The organism is Aureitalea marina, assembly GCF_002943755.1.
Classification (GTDB): Bacteria; Bacteroidota; Bacteroidia; order Flavobacteriales; family Flavobacteriaceae; genus Aureitalea; species Aureitalea marina.
Genome location: NZ_MQUB01000001.1, coordinates 2,620,748 through 2,641,287, shown reverse-complemented (window position 1 = coordinate 2,641,287; position 20,540 = coordinate 2,620,748). Strand labels below are relative to the sequence as shown.

Here is a 20,540-nt window from a genome sequence, read left to right as displayed (position 1 = left end):
GAGATCTATTCCTCTTCGATGAAGAGATAATTCAGATTCAAGTTATTGAACTCCGAGTTAAAGGCAGAGATCTCACTGGAAACCAGGTTGTCAAATTTCTCTAACTCTTTCATGATCTGGGCAGTTAGCTCGTTCTTCACTTCGATATCCTGCACCGTAGGCGGGAAATCATCCATGCCGACCAAGGCATTGAGGTGAGCCAACTTGTTGGTCAATTTGATGGGGAAATTCAATGGATCCTGCCCGCTTCTATTCTTGGTTTGATAGAGGGCCTTTTCTATCTCACCAAATTGCTCGCTCAGGTCCTTTGCTTTATCCAGCAACGGTTTAACCTGTTCGTTCCCTTTATACTGCTTTTGGAAGGCGCTGAGTTGTCCGTTGATCTTCCTGATCTTCTTGATAGACTTATGCGCTCTGTCCACAGTGCCATTGACATCGGTTATGTAATCAAATTGCCGCTGCATGTCCGCCACGCTTACCTCGCTGGTTGGCTTGGGAACGATCTCGAAAGTCTTGGAGAGCACTTCGTTATCGACCTGCAGCACCACCTTGTAATTACCAGGTACTGCCTTTGGCGCATTGGTACTGGCCCACCACAGGATCATGCCTTTTAAGCGCTCGGCTCCTTCTCCACGAGTATTCCAGGAGAACATGTTAGCACCGGGTTTAACGGTGAGTTTATTCTCTTTGCTTTTGGTCGAGTAGCTCTTTATGGTATCGTTACCGGCACTGAGGAAACTTAGGCTAATCTCTTTGTCCTTTGGATCTTCTACGTAGAAATAGGTGATCACACCAGCTGGGTGATTGGTCCCCGATGTGAGCGAACCTTTCCTTCCGCCTCCACCCATTCTGTAGGTGGCCTTAGGCTTAAACAGGTAGTTCTGCTTGCCGTTGGCATCCGCCAGTTGGTGCAGCAAGGTCAGATCGTCAATCATCCAAAGACTACGGCCTTGTGTGGCAACTATCAGGTTATTGTCCTTGACAGCCAGGTCTGTGATTGGTACGATGGGTAGATTGAGTTGGAAGGATTTCCAATTGGCGCCATCGTCAAAAGAGATATACATCCCGGTCTCTGTTCCCGCGTATAGTAAGCCTTTGCGACTATCATCTTCCCGGATAACACGGGTAAAATGTTCAGATGGAATCCCTTTAGTGATCTTGGTCCAGGACTGTCCGTAGTCCGTAGTCTTATACAGGTATGGAGCGAAATCTCCGGTTTTGTATTTGGTTCCTGCTATATAACAGGTTCCTGCATCGTAGCGGGAGGGCTCCACACTGTTTATCATCATCCATTCCGGTATTCCTTTGGGCGTGACATCAGTCCAGGTAGCCCCTCCATCCCTGGAGACATTGACCAGGCCATCATCACTTCCAACCCACAAGAGACCAGGAGTTACCGAAGACTCGGCAGCCGCAAAGATGGTACAATAGTACTCTACGGATGTATTGTCCTGGGTGATGGGCCCACCTGAAGAACCTAATTTTGAAGGATCATTTCTGGTCAGATCAGGACTGATAACCGACCAACTCTCCCCTTCGTTGGTAGAGACGTGCAAATGGTTAGAAGCTGTGTAGATCTTGTTTGGGTCATGAGGAGAGAAAAAGATCGGGAAGTTCCACTGGAAGCGGTACTTCATATCCTCTGCTCCATGTCCCATTGGATTGTCCGGCCATACGCTGACACTTCTCACGGATTGATTCCCATGATTGTAGCGCGTTAGGAAACCGTCATAACTACCTCCATAGACTATATCGTTGTTCTTAGGGTCTACAGCAATATGAGCAGACTCACCTCCTGCTGTTGGCTCCCAGTCGTCCTCCTCAATGGAAAACCCTTCTGTTCGGTGCGGGATTCTGAGGGTAGAATTATCCTGTTGGGCCACATAAATCCTGTACGGGAAGGAATTGTCTGTAGTTACCCTGTAAAACTGGGCCGTTGGCTGGTTGTGATAGGTACTCCAGGTCTCACCCCCGTCATAACTGACCTGGGCTCCGCCATCGTCACCAATGACCATCCGCTTGGGATCTTCCGGTGCAATCCACAGATCGTGATGATCACCGTGGGGTGCATTGTAGGTAGAATAGGTCTTCCCTCCGTCTGTACTCTTGTGGTAGCGGACATTCATCACGTAAACCACCTCTGCATCCTGAGGGTCAGCATAGATTCGGGTGTAGTACCAGGCTCGTTGTCTTAGTTTTCTCTCACTGTTAATCAAACTCCAGGTCTCACCTCCATTCTCACTGCGATAGACACCACCTTTATCTTTGTTCTCTACAATGGCCCATACACGTTCGGAGTTCACAGGAGAAACCGTAACCCCAATAATTCCCAGGGTGTCCATTGGAAATCCTTTATTCTTGGAGATCTCGGTCCAGGTTTCCCCGCTGTCTGTACTTTTCCACAAGGCCGAACCTTCTCCACCACTACTCAGACTGTATGGTGTCCTTCTCACATTCCAAGTTGCAGCGTATAGGATACGCGGATTGTTGGGGTCCAGTCTCAGATCGACGGCACCGGCATCTTCATTGACAAATAGAATCTTGTTCCAGGTCTTTCCTCCATCGGTAGTTTTATACACTCCCCTGTCTGGGGTAGGTTTATATATATTCCCCAAAACAGCGGCATAAACGGTGTTGTGATCCGTTGGATGTATGGCCATTCGCGGTATGTGACGGCTATTCTTCAATCCGCTCTCCTGCCAGGTCTTTCCGGCATCCACAGATTTCCAAACTCCATATCCTGAAGAAACATTTCCACGTACGGTAGTCTCTCCACCACCCACATAGATCACATTAGGATCGTCTTTGGCAACTTCGATAGATCCGATCGATCCACCAAAGAAGCCGTCAGAAATATTTTTCCAGTTACGGCCCCGTCCTGGGTTCTCCAGACACCACCACCGGTTGCCCCGAAGTAGAATAAATTAGGCTTGTTGGGCACACCCGTCACGGCAGCACTTCGGCCACCGCGAAAAGGACCAAGTTCCCGGTATTCCAAAGCCTCGTAATATTTTTCATCTCCAGTTTGTCCGATGGCTGAACCAACTGTCAAAATAAGCGCGAAAAGGGAGAAGCACCATCGGCGCTTCCACAGAAAATCAATCATGTTGTTGGAATTGAATTAATCGTCTAAATATAGGCAAATCTAGCCAAAGGAAGGGCCTCCCAGGCGGTTAGAAATAGACGAAAAACGGCGATGAAATCTTAATATTCGATCTCCTGATGGGCAAGTACTTCCTTATCCTTTGGCTTGTAGGGAATCAAGTTCAGAATATGCTCCATGGCCTCCACCCTTGCTTTTGTTTTCCGATTGGCCTGGATAATTAACCAAGGAGCTTGCAGGGTATTGGTGTGCTCAAACATACGCTCCTTATAACGCGTATACTCATCCCAAAGCCCGAGTGCATTCTGATCTACCTTCGAATACTTCCATCGTTTTACGGGACTGTGTATGATCTCTTCAAACCGAGCTGCCTGTTCTTCTTTGGAAATGGAGAAGTACAACTTGATCAAACGGATGCCGGACTCAATGATCATGCGTTCGAAGTAAATAACCTGGTTCATGAAGGTGTCGTACTCTTTTTCCGAACAAAAACCGTTTACTGGCTCCACCACGGCCCGGTTATACCAACTACGATCAAAGAATACGATCTCACCCGGATTGGGAAGTTGCTTGATGTATCGCCGGAAATACCATTGCCCACGCTCAACTTCAGTGGGCTTGTTCAGCGCTACAACGCGCATACTCCGCGGGTTGAGATGTTGAGTAAAACGACGTATTGCCCCTCCTTTACCCGCAGCGTCGCGACCTTCAAATATGACAGCAACCCGCATTTTTTTCTTCTCCACCCACTGTTGCAAGTTGACCAACTCTGCCTGTAGTTTTATCAGATCCTCCTCGTACTGAACTTTTTGAAGGATCTTATCTACCCGCTCTGGAGGCTCTTTCTCTTGCAAGATTTGAAAGAATTCTTCGCTATCTCCAGCTTTTTTAAAATCTTCGATGGTGAGCATATCTATCCAATTAAAGCCTAAATGTCGGCTTTATCGGATGCAGAAAGTATGATAAGTGTCAGTTAGGACTGGGAGGCAGCTATCTTTGGAGTCAGGTCATTCTTCACCGCCTTATTCAGGTAATAACCGGTTACTACCGTAGCCAGAAAATCGGCTATTGGGAAGGAAACCCAAACTCCCTGTACACCCATATATCGGGGTAAGATCAACAGCAAAGGAATCAGGAAGAATCCTTGTTTGGTAAGGCTCAGCAGCAAAGCTGGTACGGCCTTTCCAATGGCTTGGAAATACGAGGCCCCGATCAGCTGGACAACGATGATGGGTGTCAGTGCAAATACCCAGCGAAGTGCATCAGGTGTTCTTCTAAGGATCTCCTGATTATTGGCCAGTGTGGTCTCATCCAATCCGTCTGAGGATCCAACAAAAACAGAAACGATCTCAGTTGGGAACAGCATGATGATGGCAAATATACCAATGGCCAACATGCCGGAATACTTGATTGAGGTATTAATGGCTTCCTTTACCCGATCAAACTGCCCAGCACCATAATTGTAACCCGCAATTGGCAGGAATCCTTGATTAACCCCGATCACCGGAAAGAGAGCAAACATTAACATCCGGCTGATTATACCATATGTAGCAACATCCAGGGCATCACCGTAAGTGATCAAGACATTGTTCAGCAATATGGTCAGAACAGCAATTGTACCTTGACGGGCAAGGGTAACAAAACTCAAGGCATTGATCTCCTTGACAATATCCCGTTGCAAGACGAAGGAAGACCACTTCAGACGAAGCTCACTCTTCGAGATAAAGAACCAAAGAATAAAGGCGAAGCAGACAGCATAACTGGCAAAGGTTGCCCAAGCTGCACCCTCCATACCCATGTCCAGCCACTTGATCAGGACATAGTCCATAAAGATGTTCCCTATAGCGGGAAGCATCATGGCATACATGGCAAATTTAGGTTTGCCTTCTGCACGAATCACGTTGTTGCCCATCATACACATGGCCAACATCACAATACCGTAGAGTACAATTCGATAGTAGGTCAGTGCAAGATCCATAAAGGAGTCGTCCGCTCCAAAGAACTGGATCAGCTCATTCTGGAAAATCAACCCCAATACCGCCAAAGTACCCGAGGTAAAGAAAGTAATGGTCGTCTGGTTACCAAATACCCGCAGGGCCTTGGTGTAATCTTTGGCCCCTAAAGCCCTACTCAATACCGACGAACCGCCAATACCGACGGCTAATCCAATAGCCCCGATAAAAAAGGTAACCGGGATCACGACGGTGATAGCTGAAATAGCCAACGGACCGATCCATCGACCCACAAAGATGGTATCCACTATCATGTTCAGGGACATTACCAGTATCCCTATAGATGCTGGTATTGCCTGTTGACGCAATAGTTTGGGAATGGGCTCAGTACCCAGTGATATGGACTTACGGCCCTTGGACATGAAATTAGGCGATAGCTGTTTTCAGGTCCTTGATCACCCAAGTATCTATCCAGCCCGCTAGCAACTGAGCAAAATCGTCTCTATCGTTCAGGCAAGGTATGGTGGTGAATTCTTCCCCACCAGCCTCGTGAAAGATCTCCTCTCCTTCCATGGCAATTTCTTCCAAAGTCTCCAAACAGTCGCTAACAAATGCCGGTGTAGCTATTGCCATCTTCTTGACGCCTTCTTTTCCTAGTCTTTCGATGGTGCGATCTGTATAAGGTTGCAACCAGGGATCAAAACCTAATCTGGATTGGAAAGTAGTGGAATAGGTGCCTTCTTTAAGGCCCATCTTTGCAGCAACCAAACGGGTAGTTTCCACGCATTGGTGTCTGTAACAGTATTTGTGTGCCTCTGAGGGTGTCTGACAACACTTCCCATCGATCTTACAATGGCTCTTGGTGATGTCACTTTTTCGGATATGCCGCTCCGGAACTCCGTGATAACTGAAAAGCAAATGCTCATAATCCAGCCCTTCCAAGGACTCTGTCATACTTTTGGCCAGCACTTCTATATAGTCCGGATTGTTATAAAATGGCTCCAGGGTCTTTACTTCGACACCAGGAAACTGTTCTTCGATCAGTTCGTCGATACGTGCAGTGATCGTTTCTGTGGTCGCCATAGCAAACTGCGGATAGAGGGGCATGAGGAAGATCTCATCCACACCCTGATCGGTCAGTTCTTTTAGGCCCTTTTCAAGAGACATACTACCATAACGCATGGCCAAAGCAACAGGCACATTGACGCGCTGGGCAATTTTGGCTTGTAAGCGCTCCGAAAGAACGATCAGGGGAGATCCTTCTTCCCACCAGATCTTGCTATATGCTTCTGCCGATTTCTTGGGTCGTGTATTGAGTATGATCCCTCGCACCAGTAAAGTCCTCGCCCATTTGGGCACATCGATCACCCTCGGGTCCATTAAAAACTCATCTAAATATCGCTTGACGTCCTTGGGATCGGTCGAGTCCGGCGACCCCAAATTGACTAAGAGAACTCCTTTTGACATGTCTGTTGATTAACCCAACAAAAATAGCACTCGAGCAATTAATAGGTTCTTAAATTGTCGTTAAGTTCTTAGGCCTTGTGCGGTCAGGCTCATCACAAATTTCTTGGGAGTGGTTCCGAACTTTTTCCTGAAAGCAGCGATGAAATGACTGGAAGTGCTATAGCCCACCTTTAAGCCCACCTCGTTCACATTGTAACTGCCAGTTGCCAACATCTGCCTGGCGACTTCCATCTTGTGATTAAATAAAAAAGTAAATACTGGCTCACCGTAGATCTGTTTGAAGCCTTCCTTAAGACGGTTTATTGGTAATTGAACCTCATCGGCCAATTCCTGTAAAGTAGGTGGTTCGGCCATCCTGTTGATGACGATCTGTTTGGCGTTCTTGATCTTGGACACGTTAGATTCGTCCACCAAAAAAGGACATTGTTCTATATCCACATCTTCCGAACGATTAAAGTAAAGACTGAGCAACTCGTATGCTTTGGCCCTGAAATAGATGAGCTTGACCATAGGGTGCAGATTATAGTTCATCACCTGGTTGAGGACTATGGCCATGGAGGGTGAAATGGGACCGTCCTTATAGTACTTCCTATCCCTGTTCTCTTCGCTGAGAAAACTAATCGATTCTGCTTCATTAGAGAACATACCGTGAAAACTTCGGATGGGGATTAGCATCGATATTACCCAGGATTGTGGGGACACCGAAACCTCGATAGGTAATTCCCTTTGCGGATTGTAGAGCAACAAAGAAACTCCCTGTTGTATGGGCAGACGATATGCCCCGTTATTGAAGCTAAAGGAGGCCGAGCCCTTCAAGCAAAAATGAAACTGTATAAAATGAGCGCTTACTTCTCGTCTAAATAGCTGATTTTCAGCTGTATCGTTACTAAACTTCAGAATAAAGAACCCTTCTTCGACCTGGGTTTCATCGTATATTCCTTGAGCGACATTTTTTAACTCCATCTGATGAGCTTTCGATTTCTTTTATTTAGAATTAATCTAAATAACGATTCAACTTATCCACTGTTATGCCCCTAATTTAGTGGGAATTCCTGATTTTTCTCATTTTTTAACCAATTTTAGCAATGACCGATATAAATCATACCGCTGGCGTTATTTTTTGGATTTAGTCCCGCTTACTTTTGCCTCGTTAATGAGAGAAAACAACGCAAGCAGTACAACAGCGCTCAACTCAGGTGCCAAATTCTATGTGATCGGCCTGAGTTATATCAAAGCTGACGCAGAGATCCGGGGTCATTTCAGCCTGGATCGGGAGGGCTGCGACAGACTGATCGATACCGCGAAAGAGCAGGGAATACCCTCTTTGTCTGTCATCTCTACATGCAATCGCACCGAACTATACGGATTTGCTGACCACCCTTATCAGCTGATCAAACTCCTCTGCGAACAGACCAAAGGAACATTGGAAGAATTTGAGCAAGTAGCTTATATCCTAAAAGGGGATGAGGCCATCAATCATCTGTTCCGTGTTGCTACCGGTTTGGAAAGCCAAATACTTGGTGACTTCGAGATCATTAGCCAATTAAAGACTTCTTTCAGGCATTCCAAGAATCGAGGAATGCTGAACGCCTATATGGAACGCCTGGCCAATGCCCTGATACAAGCCAGCAAGCGAATCAAGAACGAAACTGAGCTGTCCTCTGGAGCCACATCGGTCAGTTATGCCGCAGTCCAATACATCAAGGACAATGTCCAAGATGTCGGAGAAAAGAACATCCTGCTTTTTGGTACTGGGAAAATAGGTCGCAATACCTGCGAAAATCTGGTCAAGCATACCCATAACGATCATATTGTACTGATCAACAGGACCAAAGAAAGAGCTCAGGAGATAGCCGGTAAATTCAATTTGCAAGTTCGGGACTACAATCAGATCGAAAGTGAGATTGCAAGAACCGATGTCATGGTAGTGGCCACTGGGGCTCAAACACCGACAGCGTCCGCTGAGATCCTCCATCTGACCAAACCCCTATTGATCCTCGATCTTTCCATTCCGCGTAATGTGGATATCAATGTGCAACAAAATCCACTTGTTACTTTGGTGCATCTGGACGAATTGAGCAAGGCTACTCAATCTACCCTGGAAAAGCGATCTGCACATATCCCAATGGCCGAGGAGATCATAGAAGAGGTGAAAACCGAATTCAGCGCCTGGTCTGAGACCCGCAAGTTTGCACCGGTATTGAAAGCACTTAAAAGCAAACTCGCTGACATCAAGACCGGAGAGATCGACAATCAAAGCAGGAAGATCGAAGGTTTTAACCAAGAGCAAGCACAGATTATAAGTGATCGTCTCATCCACAAGATCACCACTCAGGTGGCCAATCACCTGAAAAATGCGAATGGATCTACCCAGATCAGCCTGGAAGTGATTCGTCAGGTATTCCAACTAGAAGAAGAGCATTGAGCCAAACTATCCGAATCGGGACCCGGGAAAGTGAATTGGCCCGTTGGCAAGCATCCCAGGTAGCTACTTTACTTGAAAAAGCCGGACACAGTACCCAATTGGTGCCTATCCGTTCTGAGGGTGATATTCGATTGGATCAACCCCTTTACGAGCTCGGAATTACAGGAATCTTCACTAAGACCCTGGACATAGCCTTACTACAGGACCGGATCGATCTGGCTGTTCACAGTTTTAAGGACGTCCCTACAGCCTTGCCCAAAGGGCTGGAACAATTTGCTGTTCTTGAGCGTGCTCCCAGCAAGGATATTTTGGTCTTTAACCAAAGACCTGATCTGGATTCGGATTGCTTGATCGCAACCGGTAGTCTGAGACGGGCTGCTCAGTGGCTGCATCGATACCCCAATCACCAGACTACGGATCTACGCGGCAACGTCAATACCAGGCTGAAGAAATTGAGCGAAAGTAATTGGCAGGGAGCCATCTTTGCTTATGCCGGATTGGAACGAATTGGCTTATTGCCCGAAGATCGAATGGACCTGGACTGGATGATTCCGGCTCCTGCTCAAGGGGCAGTGATGGTGACGGGACGAGGGAAGGATGCGATTCTAAAACAAGCAGTTGGCGAGATCAATCATCACCCAACCGAGATCTGTACTCAGCTGGAACGTGAATTCCTCCGAACCCTGGAAGGGGGGTGTACTGCACCCATAGGTGCCCTTGCTAAATGGCATACGGACAGCATTGAATTCACGGGACTACTCAACTCCCTGGATGGCAAAACGGCCCTCTGTGTAGAGGAACAGATCAGCATTGACCAGGTGGAAGGAGCGGGAATTCGATTGGCTAAAAATCTGTTGAATTCCGGCGGCACAGAACTAATGGAAGCCATTCGTCAATCTCAAAGTAAATGAAAACGCTTCTATCAACCAGGAAACTGAGTCCTTCTCAGCGAGATCTTATCCTGGGAAGAGGACACGCTGTCGTGGACTACAATGCTATCCAAATAATACCCTTGGATTTTGAGGCCCCTAAAGAGATAGACAAACTCATCTTTACCAGCGGGAATGCAGTACGTTTATTCTTTGAAAAAACGGGGAAACAAATCCCGATTAAAGAAATATACTGTGTCGGGATTAAAACTGAACAGAAATTGATCGAATATGGTCAAAAAGTGACCATGACTGCCAATAATTCGTCCGAATTAGGGCAATATTTGATCAAAAAGTATCAAAATCAAGACTTTTTGTTTGTTTGTTCGGAGCAACGACTGGACATATTACCAGATCTGCTGAAATCGGCAAAAAATCATGTTTTTGAGCTAAAAATCTATCAAATCAAGCCTGTTTTACATCGTTTTGATCAAAAATTTGATGGAATACTGTTTTTTAGCCCGAGTGGCGTGGATAGTTATTTTCAAAATAACACAGCGGGGAAAAGCCCGCTCATTTGCATAGGCGAAACCACTGCAAAGGAAGCTGCTTTACATACTGAAAACGTGTGGATCGCCAAGCAGGCAACCGTAGAAAGTGTGATCGCTAAAACCATAAAAGTTCTGAATAATGATCAAGAATGATCTTTTCTTAAGAGCCCTAAAAGGGGAAACCGTAAACCGCCCACCGGTCTGGATGATGAGACAAGCCGGACGCTACTTACCTGAATTCATGGAGCTGAAGAATAAATATGATTTCTTCACCCGTTGCCAGACTCCGGAGCTCGCCAGTGAGATCACCGTTCAGCCCATCAGGAGATACGGAATGGATGCCGCCATTCTCTTTAGTGATATCCTGGTTGTCCCTCAGGCTATGAACATCGATGTGGAAATGAAAGCGGGAGTTGGCCCATGGGTTCCGGACCCAATTAGAAAGGCTAGCGACCTAGATAGGGTGATAGTCCCGGACGTCAACGAATCCCTGGGCTATGTGATGGACGCTATCAAAATGACCAAGGAGAAACTGGCTGGAGAGATCCCATTGATCGGTTTTGCAGGAAGTCCCTGGACCTTATTATGCTATTGTGTGGAAGGCCAAGGGTCCAAGAACTTTGCAAAGGCCAAGGAACTTTGCTATACCGATCCGAAAACGGCTCACGAGTTGTTGGAACGCATTACGCAAACCACAATACAATATTTGCACGCCAAAGTGGATGCTGGGGTAAATGCCGTTCAGATCTTCGACAGCTGGGGAGGATTACTGTCGCCTGAAGACTATGACGAATTTAGTTGGAGGTACATTCAACCTATTGTGAGTGCACTCAGAAGTAGGGTTCCTGTGATCGTATTTGGTAAAGGGTGCTGGTTTGCCCTGAACAAGATGGCGCAAAGTGGCGCATCGGCTCTGGGAGTAGATTGGACGTGTTCAGCACGAAATGCACGCTATCTCTCCGGAGGACAGATCACGCTTCAAGGTAATTTTGATCCTTCCAGGTTACTCAGCCCTCCGGAAGATATTAAGCGCATGGTGACCGAGATGATCGACCAGTTTGGAAAAGATCGTTATATCGTCAACCTGGGACACGGAATATTACCCAATATACCGGTAGAAAATGCTGCCGCCTTTGTGGAAGCCGTAAAGAGCTACGGACAATAAGATGATCCTCGGCCTGATCAAGCAACTCAGCTGGAAGGAGATACTAGGTCTGGTAGGTCTTTGTCTCCGACGCCCGGCTTACGTGCTGCCTACTATTAAGGCTACAAAAAATTGTATTTCACTTTGCGACGAATTCTATGGGAAGACACATCACCTGGACAATAGAGCTAATGCGGTAAGACACGTTCTGTGGAACCTGCTGATCGCGAAATACTGCATCCAAAGGAGACTAAAACCACTGAAAGTAATGGATTGGACAAATACCATAACAGACTGGCACGAGCAATTTTCGATCAATCCTCCATTACAGCAGGCCATGGACTTGCACAACAATGCCGTTGGCCGAAATTGGTTGTCTGAATTGGGTCATATGACGGGCAATGAGATCATGCACGAGTTGATCCTTAGGGCGTTGAAAGCGAAAAAGGTGGGCAGTGAGGAGGAGATCCCAGAAGAAAAGAACATAATCGTTTATATTGAAGATTGATGATCGGAAGTATACTTGATGGAATTAAGGCCTACGGTGTCAGTTTCCGACTCCTCGGAGAATTGGGACTATGGCGGTATTTCTTTGTACCCATGGGTATCAGCCTTTTTATCGCGGCGAACATTATCCTGGCTACTTGGGGTTGGAGCGACAACTTGGGCGAATGGATAGCTGGAATCTGGGTTTGGGATTGGGGAAAGGTAACTTTTGCGGTCATCAGTGAGATCCTGGGTGGAGTGATCATCTTTATACTGGGATTAATCGTTTACAAACATCTGGTTATGGCTTTGAGCGCTCCCTTTATGAGCCCCGTTTCTGAGGCTATTGAAAAACATTTGAACGGCGAAGTTGGGGGTAAACTACACAAGCGGTTCTTTCCTCAATTGAGGCGGGGAATACAGATCAACATTCGGAACCTCTTCATGGAACTGCTATTGAGCATCCCGGTTCTCCTGCTTGGGTTCGTTCCAATTATTGGCGTCGCTTCTACTGTTTTGCTATTTCTGTTGCAATCCTATTACGCCGGATTTGGAAATATGGACTACACCCTGGAAAGACATATGAGCGTAAAGGAAAGTATTCAGTTTGTGAAAGCCAGACGAGGCCTGGCCATCGGAAATGGGGTTCCTTTCATGCTTCTACTATTGATCCCTATAGTTGGAGTAATCCTGGTACTGCCGCTCTCCGTGACGGCTTCGAGCTACTTAACGGTCCAGGAACTAACTAAAGAAACACAAGATGAAGGATAAGTTTATAGCGTATATCCAGGAACTGCAGGAAAGGATCTGCAGTGAATTGGAGGCCATTGATGGTGGTGCTAAATTCAGAGAAGACCTCTGGGAACGTCCAGGTGGTGGAGGTGGCCGCACAAGAGTCATCGAGAACGGTTCGGTCTTTGAGAAAGGTGGAGTAAATACCTCTGTTGTTCACGGAGACCTACCCGAGTCCATGCAAGCCTATTTCGGTGTTGGCGAGGCACAATTCTTCGCTTGCGGACTAAGCTTGGTCATCCATCCTCAAAATCCACATGTGCCAACCGTACACGCCAATTGGCGATATTTTGAAATGTACAACCAAGAAGGCGAAGTTGTAGATCGCTGGTTTGGAGGAGGACAAGATCTCACACCCTACTATTTGTACAAGGAGGACGCAGAGCATTTCCATCAGGTCTGTAAAACGGCTTGCGATGCCAGTGGCCCGGATTTCTATCTCAATTACAAGAAGAAATGTGACGAGTATTTTTACAATACCCACCGGGGAGAGGCACGGGGAATTGGCGGCCTCTTCTTTGATTACTTGAAACCTACAGATAGTAGGTCCTTAGAAGATTGGTTCCAATTCGTGACCGCAGTTGGTGATAGCTTCCTTTCAGCCTACACACCCATAGTGAACAGACGTAAGGATCAAGACTTTACACAAGCGCAAAGGGACTGGCAGGAGATCAGAAGGGGCCGATATGTAGAGTTCAACCTGGTCCACGACAAAGGAACCCTCTTCGGCCTGAGAACAAAGGGCAGAATCGAAAGTATTCTAATGAGCCTGCCACCTCGAGTCCAATGGCAATATGACCATCAGGCGGCAGAAGGTTCCGCGGAAGAAAAACTGATCGAAGTACTAAAAAACCCTAAAAACTGGGTTTAAAAATTGAAAATATGTATCCACTGAGAAGAAATCGAAGATTGCGTTCAACGGCCTCTATCAGGGCCTTGGTCAGAGAGACCACGCTTAGTCCAAATGATTTCCTTGTTCCGCTCTTTGTGGTTGAAGGTAAAGGCGTAAAAGAAGAGATTCCTTCCATGCCAGGCTATTATCGGATGAGTCTTGACCTACTATCTGAAGAGGCCAAAGAACTTCAAGCAATGGGGCTTTTAGCCGTCTTGCTCTTCGTCAAAGTTGATGATTCGCTTAAAGATAACGCAGGGAAAGAAGCCCTAAACCCGAATGGTCTGATGCAACGAGCCGTAAAGACCATCAAGGAGGCCACACCAGAATTGCTGGTGATGACAGATGTCGCCTTGGATCCCTATTCTCAATATGGACACGATGGCATAGTAGAGGACGGACAGATACTAAACGATGCTACAAACGATGTGTTGGCTCAAATGGCCTTGTCCCATGCTATGGCCGGTGCCGATTTTGTTGCACCCAGCGATATGATGGATGGTCGTGTTCTTAGAATACGACAGGCACTGGACGAGCAAGGCAAGGAAGGAACTGGCATTATGAGCTATAGTGCCAAATACGCATCGGCCTTCTACGGGCCATTTAGGGATGCCCTTGATTCTGCACCTGGATTTGGAGATAAGAAAACCTACCAAATGGACCCTGCCAACCGGGAAGAAGCTATCCGCGAAACCGAAATGGACATCGATGAAGGAGCAGATATCGTTATGGTCAAACCGGGACTGTGCTACCTGGACATTGTCCGTGAGATCAAAAATGCGGTCGAAGTTCCTGTAGCTGTCTATCAGGTCAGTGGAGAATACGCCATGCTTAAGGCAGCGGCCGAGAAAGGCTGGCTGGAACACGATGCCGTCATGCTAGAACAGTTAACCGCAATCAAACGCGCCGGAGCAGACATCATTGCCACCTATTTTGCCCGGGAAGCCGTCAAACTTTTATCCTGACACCCCATGAAACGACTAACTACTTTAATCATGCTGACCATGAGCACCCTGTCTCAGGCACAACCAACTACCGTGAAAGAAGCCTTCCTGGAAAAATGGGAAAATTCAGCTACATATTTGCTCGATTTGGCCCGTTCCATGCCTGCCGATAAATACAGTTTTAACCCTACAGAACGGCAAATGAGCTTTGCAGAGCAGTTGGTGCACATTCAAGGCAATATGCAATGGCTGGGAAGTTCTCATTTTGGGATGACGGAAACTGCTAAGGCCGCGGCAGAGGACAAGAAACAGATCATTATCGATAAATTGGAGCAGAGCTTTACAGCTGTTGGCTCTGCTGTAAAGGCATTTCCTGAAGACGAACTTGCCGAAACCGTCGATTTTTTCGCAGGTCCCAAGTCCAAATTACAAATGCTCAACCTCCTGCAGGATCACCTGACCCATCATCGCGGCCAGCTTGTAGTCTACCTGAATTTGAACGGTATTGAACCTCCCCGCTACAGTGGTTGGTAAAATTGAGCTTCGGCTGTCGGGAATTTTTACCGAATGCGTTAACTTGTTGCAAATTTCCAGCGAATGAATCTGCTGATCCTTTATGCCTTCCTCTCCATCTTGTTCTCCTTCCTGTGTTCGATCATGGAAGCTGCCCTTTTGAGCTTTACTCCTTCTTATCTGCAAATGAAAATGGCAGAGGGGAAAAAGTACGCAGCCGTATTGACCAAGTACAAGGAAAACGTAGATGAACCCCTGATCGCCATACTGACTGTAAACACCATTGCCCATACTGTTGGGGCTATCCTGGTTGGAGTACAGGCAGAAAAATTACCCTACAAGATCGATGTATACGGGATCAATATAGTGGGTTTCGTTTCGGCCATAATGACCTTTTTGATCCTGGTTGTTTCGGAGATCATTCCTAAGACCATAGGTGCCACTTATTGGAAAAAACTGGGGCGATTTACTGCCTTATCACTGAAGATCATCATTTTTCCTTTGCGCTATACCGGCATACTGTGGTTGCTTACTCGTACCACCAAGCTGATCGGGAAATCGGCTCATGTCTATACCGTTAGCCGGGAAGAATTCATCGCCATTACAGACACCGCAGAACAAGAGGGAGTCTTTGAGGAGAATGAAAGTACGGTGATCCGGAATTTACTGGTATTTAAATCCGTCCAGGCCAAAGATGTCATGACTCCTTTCCCTGTAGTCATTTCGGAAAACGAAGAGACCACTTTAGAGGATTTCTATAGCCGGAATAAAGACCTTCGTTTTTCCAGAATTCCCATTTTTCGGGAGAAAAGTCATCAGATCTCTGGTTTTGTCCTCAAAGATGATGTGCTGCAGGAGATCGTAGAGGATCATGGCAAGAAGCAATTGGCCGATATCAAGCGTGAAATTCACGTGGTAGAGGACGAAACGGCACTACCCGACCTATTCGAAAAATACATCAAACAGCGTATCCATATCTCCTTGGTGGTTGACGATTTTGGTAACACCATCGGCATAGTTACCATGGAGGATATCATTGAAACCTTACTAGGTATGGAGATCATGGACGAAAGTGATGCCGTAGAAGACATGCAGGTTCAAGCTCGCAAGAATTGGGAAATGCGAGCAAAACGCATGGGCATCGAACTACAATCCAGGGAAGAAGAGAAAGAGGATACTGAAGATGGAACGGACTAGATTTGAAACTCCACTGGGCCCTATGATACTGGAAATGGACGATTCTGGCATACAGCTGTTGGAATTTACCGAAAAATCTATCACGCCTACCAACACCTCTCCATCAGAAGAACTGCAAAAAGCAATTGAACAGATCAGGGATTATTTCGACGGAAAAAGAAGTAGTTTTGATCTCGCTCTCGCGCCAAAAGGCACCGATTTTCAGCGCAAGGTTTGGCAGGAACTCATAAACATTCCTTACGGAAAGACCATCAGTTACCAGGAACTAGCCAATCGGCTTGGTGATCCACTGGTAATACGGGCAGCTGCCTCCGCCAATGGCCGAAACCCTATCGCCGTGATCATCCCCTGCCATCGGGTCATTGGAAGCGATGGTTCACTTACAGGATACGCCGGAGGCCTTCATCGCAAAAAGTGGCTGGTGGAACACGAACAACCCTACCAGCAAGGAAATTTATTCGAGTGAGCATGCTGAAATTCCTCAAAAGGATATTCCTGGGACTGATCGGCTTGGTGGTCTTGATCGTGATTGGGTTGTATATAACTGGCAACGGTTATATTGTTAAGGGTGTGAGAGTTGTTTATATGACGGGGCATACCTCGGCCTTTATAGACGACTATGCTTATTTTGAGAATGTGGAGATCAAAGCTTCAGGGCAACCTCAACCTTGGGAAGAACATCAGGACTACAATAAGACCCCTGCAACAGACCGTTTACAAGCCATACATTCAGAATTGGGGACGGTAGCCTTTCTCATCATTAAGAACGACAGCATTTGGCACGAGTACTACAGCGATGGCTATGGCACCGATTCCAGGTCCAATTCCTTTTCCATGGCCAAAAGTGTGATCAGTGCTATGTTGGGAAGGGCCCTGGTAGATGGTTCCATACAAAGCCTAGATCAACCCGTTTCGGACTTCATCCCCAGGTATGAGGGAGCGGCGACCACGGTGGGAGATCTCTCCTCCATGGCTTCAGGTCTGGATTGGACCGAACATTACACCAGCCCCTTCAGTATAACGGCAAGGGCATACTATGATGACGACTTGGGCTCCACTATTTTAGGCCAGGGAATTACTGGCACTCCCGCAAAGGAATTTGAATACCTCAGTGGAAATACCCAATTGCTGGCCATGGTCCTGGAAGCCGCTACGGGCAAACCATTGGAGCAATATTTAAGCGAGAATTTCTGGAAGCCGATGGGCTTTGAACACCCCGCCCTTTGGCAAGTTGACGATGCTGAAAACCAACTACCTAAGGCCTACTGCTGTATAGCGAGCAATGCCCGGGACTTTGCCCGCTTTGGCAAGTTGTACAAAGATTGGGGGCAGTGGAATGGAAAGACCATACTGGATTCTACCTTCGTTGCAAAAAGTATTGTACCCAGATTCCCGGAAAGCCCGGAATATGGCTATGGATTTTGGTTAAGTGATCATATGTTCAAGCAGATCTTCGTGATGAGGGGCATCTTGGGCCAGTATGTGATCACCATCCCCAAAGACGACGTAATCATCGTGCGTTTAGGTCACCAGAGAGGTGGCCGGTCTGGCCGACCTTTCAGTGACGACTTTTATGTATATCTGGAAGAAGCCTACCAGATGATGGAAGGATCGTAACTGTTGTTTTGTAACTTGACCTTTTGACTCCCACAATCGATATTCTATGATTGGCAAGATCAACCCTGAGCATGTACTATTCCTGGATATAGAGACCGTACCTCAATTTGCCTCTTACAACCAAGTAGACCCGGAATTGCAGGACCTTTGGGCGCAGAAAACCCGTTACCAAAGAAAGGATGAATTCAGCGCCGAAGAATTTTATGATCGGGCAGGTATCTGGGCAGAATTTGGCAGGATCATCTGTATCTCTGCCGGCTTTCTTAGAAATGTGAGCGGAGATTGGCAGTTCAGGGTTACCTCTTATCACGGGGAGGAACCAAAGTTACTGTCGGAATTCAAGAATCTGCTGGACACTCACTTTAGTAGACCGCAGCACTTGTTATGTGCCCACAACGGTAAGGAATTCGACTTTCCCTATATCGCCAGAAGGATGATTATACATGGGATAGAACTTCCGGACAAACTCAATCTCTTTGGCAAGAAACCTTGGGAAGTGGCTCACCTAGATACCATGGAGCTTTGGAAATTTGGGGATTATAAACATTATACTTCCCTTAAACTTATGGCCAAGGTGTTAGGTGTTCCCTCTCCCAAAGAAGATATTGACGGCAGTCAGGTCCGGGATGTATACTACGAAAATGGCGATATTGATCGCATCATCGAATACTGTGAGCGAGATACCGTCACCGTTGCTCAGCTGTTTAGAAGATTCCGAAATGAACCCCTGTTTGAGGACCACCAGATACTGCGGGTCTGACCCCTTTTATCTTATCTTTGAGTCATGAGTGCCTCACCTCTATTATCGGTTAAAGACTTAAAGGTCTCCTTTGGACGAAAAAAGAACCAGACCGAGATCATACAAGGGGTGTCTTTTGATCTTAAGCCCAATTCCATCCTCGGCCTGGTGGGTGAATCCGGGTCTGGAAAATCAGTTACCTCTTTGGCCATAATGGGCCTTTTGCCAGCTAAGACCAGTCAGATTAGCGGAGAATTAAGCTTTGAGGGTCAACGGCTGGATCAGATGAATCCCAAAGAATTGCGCGATCTAAGAGGCAGAGAGATCTCCATGATCTTCCAGGAACCCATGACGGCTCTTAATCCCTCTATCCGCTGTGGTAAGCAGGTGGCCGAAGTCATGAAATTGCACTTGGGAATCTCCTCTGGAGAGGCCAAGAACAGGGTGATCAGCTTATTCAATCAGGTCCAACTCCCCCGGCCCAAATCCATATACCGTTCTTATCCCCATCAACTCAGTGGCGGACAGATGCAGCGGGTGATGATCGCTATGGCACTTGCCTGTAAGCCTAAGCTCTTGGTTGCGGACGAACCCACAACCGCCCTGGATGTGACCGTTCAGAAAGAGATTATCCATCTATTAAAGGAGTTACAACAAGAGAACGGGATGAGCATCATCTTTATCTCTCACGACCTCAACCTGGTGTCTGAAATTGCCGATGAAGTCGTGGTGATGTACCAGGGGAATATGGTGGAGAAAGGAAGCATGGAGAAGATCTTCAAACAGCCGGAGGCCACCTATACCAAGGCGCTCATAGAAGCCAGACCAGATATGAATCAACGACTGCTGAGGTTGCCTACCATCTCATCCCTGGAAGACGGCTCTTTTGTGCCCAGCATAGTTACCGAGGCTCATCGGGCCATGGACCATAAACAACTCTATACTCAACCACCCATACTGGAGGTCAAAAACCTAAAGAAGGAATACTATTCCAAGGTGGGAATGTTCGGTAAGAAAGAGACTGTAAAAGCCGTAAATAAAGTCAGTTTCTCCATCTATGAAGGAGAGACAGTTGGCCTGGTAGGAGAATCGGGTTGCGGTAAATCCACTTTAGGCAAGTCCATCCTGTTGCTGGAAGAGGTCAGCGGAGGTAGTATCAAGTACAGGGGTAAGGAGATCACCCGTCTCAATAAAGAAGAGGTCAGGGAACTCCGAAAGGAAATCCAATTGATCTTCCAGGACCCCTTCTCTTCGCTTAATCCCAGGATCATGATCGGTCCCGCTTTGGTGGAGGCAATGAAAGTCCACCAGGTTGGCAGAAATAACCAGGTCCGAAAACAAAGGGCACTTAACCTATTAGAAAAAGTTGGTCTTTCGGCCGAGTTCTTTGACCGATATCCTCATCAGCTTTCCGGAGGCCAGCGACAACGGGTAGGAATAGCCCGTGCAGTTTGCCTTTCACCGCGCATCATCATTTGTGACGAATCCGTCTCGGCCCTGGATATCTCAGTCCAGGCGCAGGTATTGAACTTGCTTAACGAACTGAAAGAGGATCTTGGATTTACTTATCTGTTCATTTCTCATGATCTGGCCGTGGTCAAATATATGTCAGATCAATTGTTAGTGATGCAAGCTGGTGAACTGGTGGAAATAGGCGATGCCGATGAGATCTATGCCAACCCCAACCAGGAGTACACCCGCAAGCTTATCGACGCCATCCCAAAAGGAATTTGAATTCTTCAAATTACCCCATAAAAAAAGCCCGCCTTAACCTCACAAAAGACGGGCCTACCTTTATCTGAATCGTTGCAGATTTGGGGTGAAAAGGTATTGTTTCGTTTTACATCAG

At 46.9% G+C, this 20,540-nt stretch carries 18 protein-coding genes and 1 pseudogene; 14 read left to right on the top strand and 5 right to left on the bottom strand.

The annotated features are described in order from the left end of the window. Nucleotides 1-5 precede the first annotated feature (5 nt). The 5 genes and pseudogenes from BST85_RS12095 to BST85_RS12075 all read right to left on the bottom strand — a co-directional run bounded on the left by BST85_RS12095 (nucleotide 6) and on the right by BST85_RS12075 (nucleotide 7,485). Nucleotides 6-3,106, bottom strand: a pseudogene (locus BST85_RS12095) (WD40/YVTN/BNR-like repeat-containing protein). Between the two features lie 98 nt (nucleotides 3,107-3,204). Next, nucleotides 3,205-4,014 carry a polyphosphate kinase 2 gene (ppk2, locus tag BST85_RS12090; protein ID WP_104813493.1) on the bottom strand — a complete coding sequence of 270 codons (810 nt, stop codon included), beginning with the start codon at nucleotides 4,012-4,014 and terminating at the stop codon, nucleotides 3,205-3,207. 62 nt (nucleotides 4,015-4,076) lie between these two features. Beyond that, nucleotides 4,077-5,477 (bottom strand): MATE family efflux transporter, encoded by a 1,401-nt coding sequence (locus BST85_RS12085; RefSeq protein WP_104813492.1) that lies wholly within the window; start codon nucleotides 5,475-5,477, stop codon nucleotides 4,077-4,079. A 4-nt stretch (nucleotides 5,478-5,481) separates the two neighbouring features. Further along, nucleotides 5,482-6,522 (bottom strand): ferrochelatase, encoded by a 1,041-nt coding sequence (gene hemH, locus BST85_RS12080; RefSeq protein WP_104813491.1) that lies wholly within the window; start codon nucleotides 6,520-6,522, stop codon nucleotides 5,482-5,484. A 60-nt stretch (nucleotides 6,523-6,582) separates the two neighbouring features. Next, entirely contained in the window at nucleotides 6,583-7,485 is a 903-nt protein-coding gene (locus BST85_RS12075; protein WP_104813490.1) for a helix-turn-helix transcriptional regulator, read from the bottom strand. 190 nt (nucleotides 7,486-7,675) lie between these two features. Between BST85_RS12075 and hemA the strand changes: the two genes are divergently transcribed. The 14 genes from hemA to BST85_RS12005 all read left to right on the top strand — a co-directional run bounded on the left by hemA (nucleotide 7,676) and on the right by BST85_RS12005 (nucleotide 20,425). After that, nucleotides 7,676-8,947, top strand: a complete 1,272-nt coding sequence (gene hemA / locus BST85_RS12070) for a glutamyl-tRNA reductase (protein ID WP_104813489.1) — start codon at nucleotides 7,676-7,678, stop codon at nucleotides 8,945-8,947. Next, on the top strand, nucleotides 8,944-9,858 hold the full coding sequence (gene hemC, locus BST85_RS12065; protein ID WP_104813488.1) for a hydroxymethylbilane synthase: 915 nt from the start codon (nucleotides 8,944-8,946) through the stop codon (nucleotides 9,856-9,858). Before hemA ends, hemC begins: the two co-directional genes overlap by 4 nt. Next, nucleotides 9,855-10,520, top strand: coding sequence for a uroporphyrinogen-III synthase (locus BST85_RS12060; RefSeq protein WP_104813487.1), 666 nt, complete (start codon nucleotides 9,855-9,857; stop codon nucleotides 10,518-10,520). The genes hemC and BST85_RS12060 overlap by 4 nt, the downstream gene beginning before the upstream one ends. Next, nucleotides 10,507-11,532 (top strand): uroporphyrinogen decarboxylase, encoded by a 1,026-nt coding sequence (gene hemE / locus BST85_RS12055; RefSeq protein ID WP_104813486.1) that lies wholly within the window; start codon nucleotides 10,507-10,509, stop codon nucleotides 11,530-11,532. Before BST85_RS12060 ends, hemE begins: the two co-directional genes overlap by 14 nt. A gap of 1 nt (nucleotide 11,533) precedes the next feature. Further along, entirely contained in the window at nucleotides 11,534-12,019 is a 486-nt protein-coding gene (locus BST85_RS12050; protein WP_104813485.1) for a DUF6973 domain-containing protein, read from the top strand. Further along, the gene (locus tag BST85_RS12045) at nucleotides 12,019-12,768 is read left to right on the top strand and encodes an EI24 domain-containing protein (protein ID WP_104813484.1); all 750 of its coding nucleotides are present in this window, start codon (nucleotides 12,019-12,021) and stop codon (nucleotides 12,766-12,768) included. The genes BST85_RS12050 and BST85_RS12045 overlap by 1 nt, the downstream gene beginning before the upstream one ends. Then, a complete protein-coding gene (hemF, locus tag BST85_RS12040; protein WP_104813483.1) occupies nucleotides 12,758-13,660 on the top strand; it encodes an oxygen-dependent coproporphyrinogen oxidase in 903 nt (300 codons plus the stop codon). The genes BST85_RS12045 and hemF overlap by 11 nt, the downstream gene beginning before the upstream one ends. Nucleotides 13,661-13,671: 11 nt before the next feature. Further along, nucleotides 13,672-14,646: a porphobilinogen synthase gene (gene hemB / locus BST85_RS12035; RefSeq protein ID WP_104813482.1), complete on the top strand. Its 975-nt coding sequence runs from the start codon at nucleotides 13,672-13,674 to the stop codon at nucleotides 14,644-14,646. Nucleotides 14,647-14,652: 6 nt separating this feature from the next. After that, nucleotides 14,653-15,159 carry a DinB family protein gene (locus tag BST85_RS12030; protein WP_104813481.1) on the top strand — a complete coding sequence of 169 codons (507 nt, stop codon included), beginning with the start codon at nucleotides 14,653-14,655 and terminating at the stop codon, nucleotides 15,157-15,159. 63 nt (nucleotides 15,160-15,222) lie between these two features. Further along, nucleotides 15,223-16,335 (top strand): CNNM domain-containing protein, encoded by a 1,113-nt coding sequence (locus tag BST85_RS12025; protein WP_104813480.1) that lies wholly within the window; start codon nucleotides 15,223-15,225, stop codon nucleotides 16,333-16,335. Beyond that, nucleotides 16,322-16,801, top strand: coding sequence for a methylated-DNA--[protein]-cysteine S-methyltransferase (locus tag BST85_RS12020; protein WP_104813479.1), 480 nt, complete (start codon nucleotides 16,322-16,324; stop codon nucleotides 16,799-16,801). Before BST85_RS12025 ends, BST85_RS12020 begins: the two co-directional genes overlap by 14 nt. Before the next feature lie 2 nt (nucleotides 16,802-16,803). Further along, nucleotides 16,804-17,952: a serine hydrolase domain-containing protein gene (locus BST85_RS12015; protein ID WP_104813478.1), complete on the top strand. Its 1,149-nt coding sequence runs from the start codon at nucleotides 16,804-16,806 to the stop codon at nucleotides 17,950-17,952. A 46-nt stretch (nucleotides 17,953-17,998) separates the two neighbouring features. Beyond that, nucleotides 17,999-18,712 (top strand): 3'-5' exonuclease, encoded by a 714-nt coding sequence (locus BST85_RS12010; protein ID WP_104813477.1) that lies wholly within the window; start codon nucleotides 17,999-18,001, stop codon nucleotides 18,710-18,712. A 24-nt stretch (nucleotides 18,713-18,736) separates the two neighbouring features. Continuing rightward, nucleotides 18,737-20,425 (top strand): ABC transporter ATP-binding protein, encoded by a 1,689-nt coding sequence (locus BST85_RS12005; protein WP_104813476.1) that lies wholly within the window; start codon nucleotides 18,737-18,739, stop codon nucleotides 20,423-20,425. Nucleotides 20,426-20,540 lie beyond the last annotated feature (115 nt).

What these genes read in the sequence shown, in the direction of transcription:
- ppk2 (WP_104813493.1), bottom strand. Translation starts at nt 4,014, where the DNA reads ATGCTCACCATCGAAGATTTTAAAAAAGCTGGAGATAGCGAAGAATTC.
- BST85_RS12085 (WP_104813492.1), bottom strand. Translation starts at nt 5,477, where the DNA reads ATGTCCAAGGGCCGTAAGTCCATATCACTGGGTACTGAGCCCATTCCC.
- hemH (WP_104813491.1), bottom strand. Translation starts at nt 6,522, where the DNA reads ATGTCAAAAGGAGTTCTCTTAGTCAATTTGGGGTCGCCGGACTCGACC.
- BST85_RS12075 (WP_104813490.1), bottom strand. Translation starts at nt 7,485, where the DNA reads ATGGAGTTAAAAAATGTCGCTCAAGGAATATACGATGAAACCCAGGTC.
- hemA (WP_104813489.1), top strand. Translation starts at nt 7,676, where the DNA reads ATGAGAGAAAACAACGCAAGCAGTACAACAGCGCTCAACTCAGGTGCC.
- BST85_RS12060 (WP_104813487.1), top strand. Translation starts at nt 9,855, where the DNA reads ATGAAAACGCTTCTATCAACCAGGAAACTGAGTCCTTCTCAGCGAGAT.
- hemE (WP_104813486.1), top strand. Translation starts at nt 10,507, where the DNA reads ATGATCAAGAATGATCTTTTCTTAAGAGCCCTAAAAGGGGAAACCGTA.
- BST85_RS12050 (WP_104813485.1), top strand. Translation starts at nt 11,534, where the DNA reads ATGATCCTCGGCCTGATCAAGCAACTCAGCTGGAAGGAGATACTAGGT.
- BST85_RS12045 (WP_104813484.1), top strand. Translation starts at nt 12,019, where the DNA reads ATGATCGGAAGTATACTTGATGGAATTAAGGCCTACGGTGTCAGTTTC.
- hemF (WP_104813483.1), top strand. Translation starts at nt 12,758, where the DNA reads ATGAAGGATAAGTTTATAGCGTATATCCAGGAACTGCAGGAAAGGATC.
- hemB (WP_104813482.1), top strand. Translation starts at nt 13,672, where the DNA reads ATGTATCCACTGAGAAGAAATCGAAGATTGCGTTCAACGGCCTCTATC.
- BST85_RS12030 (WP_104813481.1), top strand. Translation starts at nt 14,653, where the DNA reads ATGAAACGACTAACTACTTTAATCATGCTGACCATGAGCACCCTGTCT.
- BST85_RS12025 (WP_104813480.1), top strand. Translation starts at nt 15,223, where the DNA reads ATGAATCTGCTGATCCTTTATGCCTTCCTCTCCATCTTGTTCTCCTTC.
- BST85_RS12020 (WP_104813479.1), top strand. Translation starts at nt 16,322, where the DNA reads ATGGAACGGACTAGATTTGAAACTCCACTGGGCCCTATGATACTGGAA.
- BST85_RS12015 (WP_104813478.1), top strand. Translation starts at nt 16,804, where the DNA reads ATGCTGAAATTCCTCAAAAGGATATTCCTGGGACTGATCGGCTTGGTG.
- BST85_RS12010 (WP_104813477.1), top strand. Translation starts at nt 17,999, where the DNA reads ATGATTGGCAAGATCAACCCTGAGCATGTACTATTCCTGGATATAGAG.
- BST85_RS12005 (WP_104813476.1), top strand. Translation starts at nt 18,737, where the DNA reads ATGAGTGCCTCACCTCTATTATCGGTTAAAGACTTAAAGGTCTCCTTT.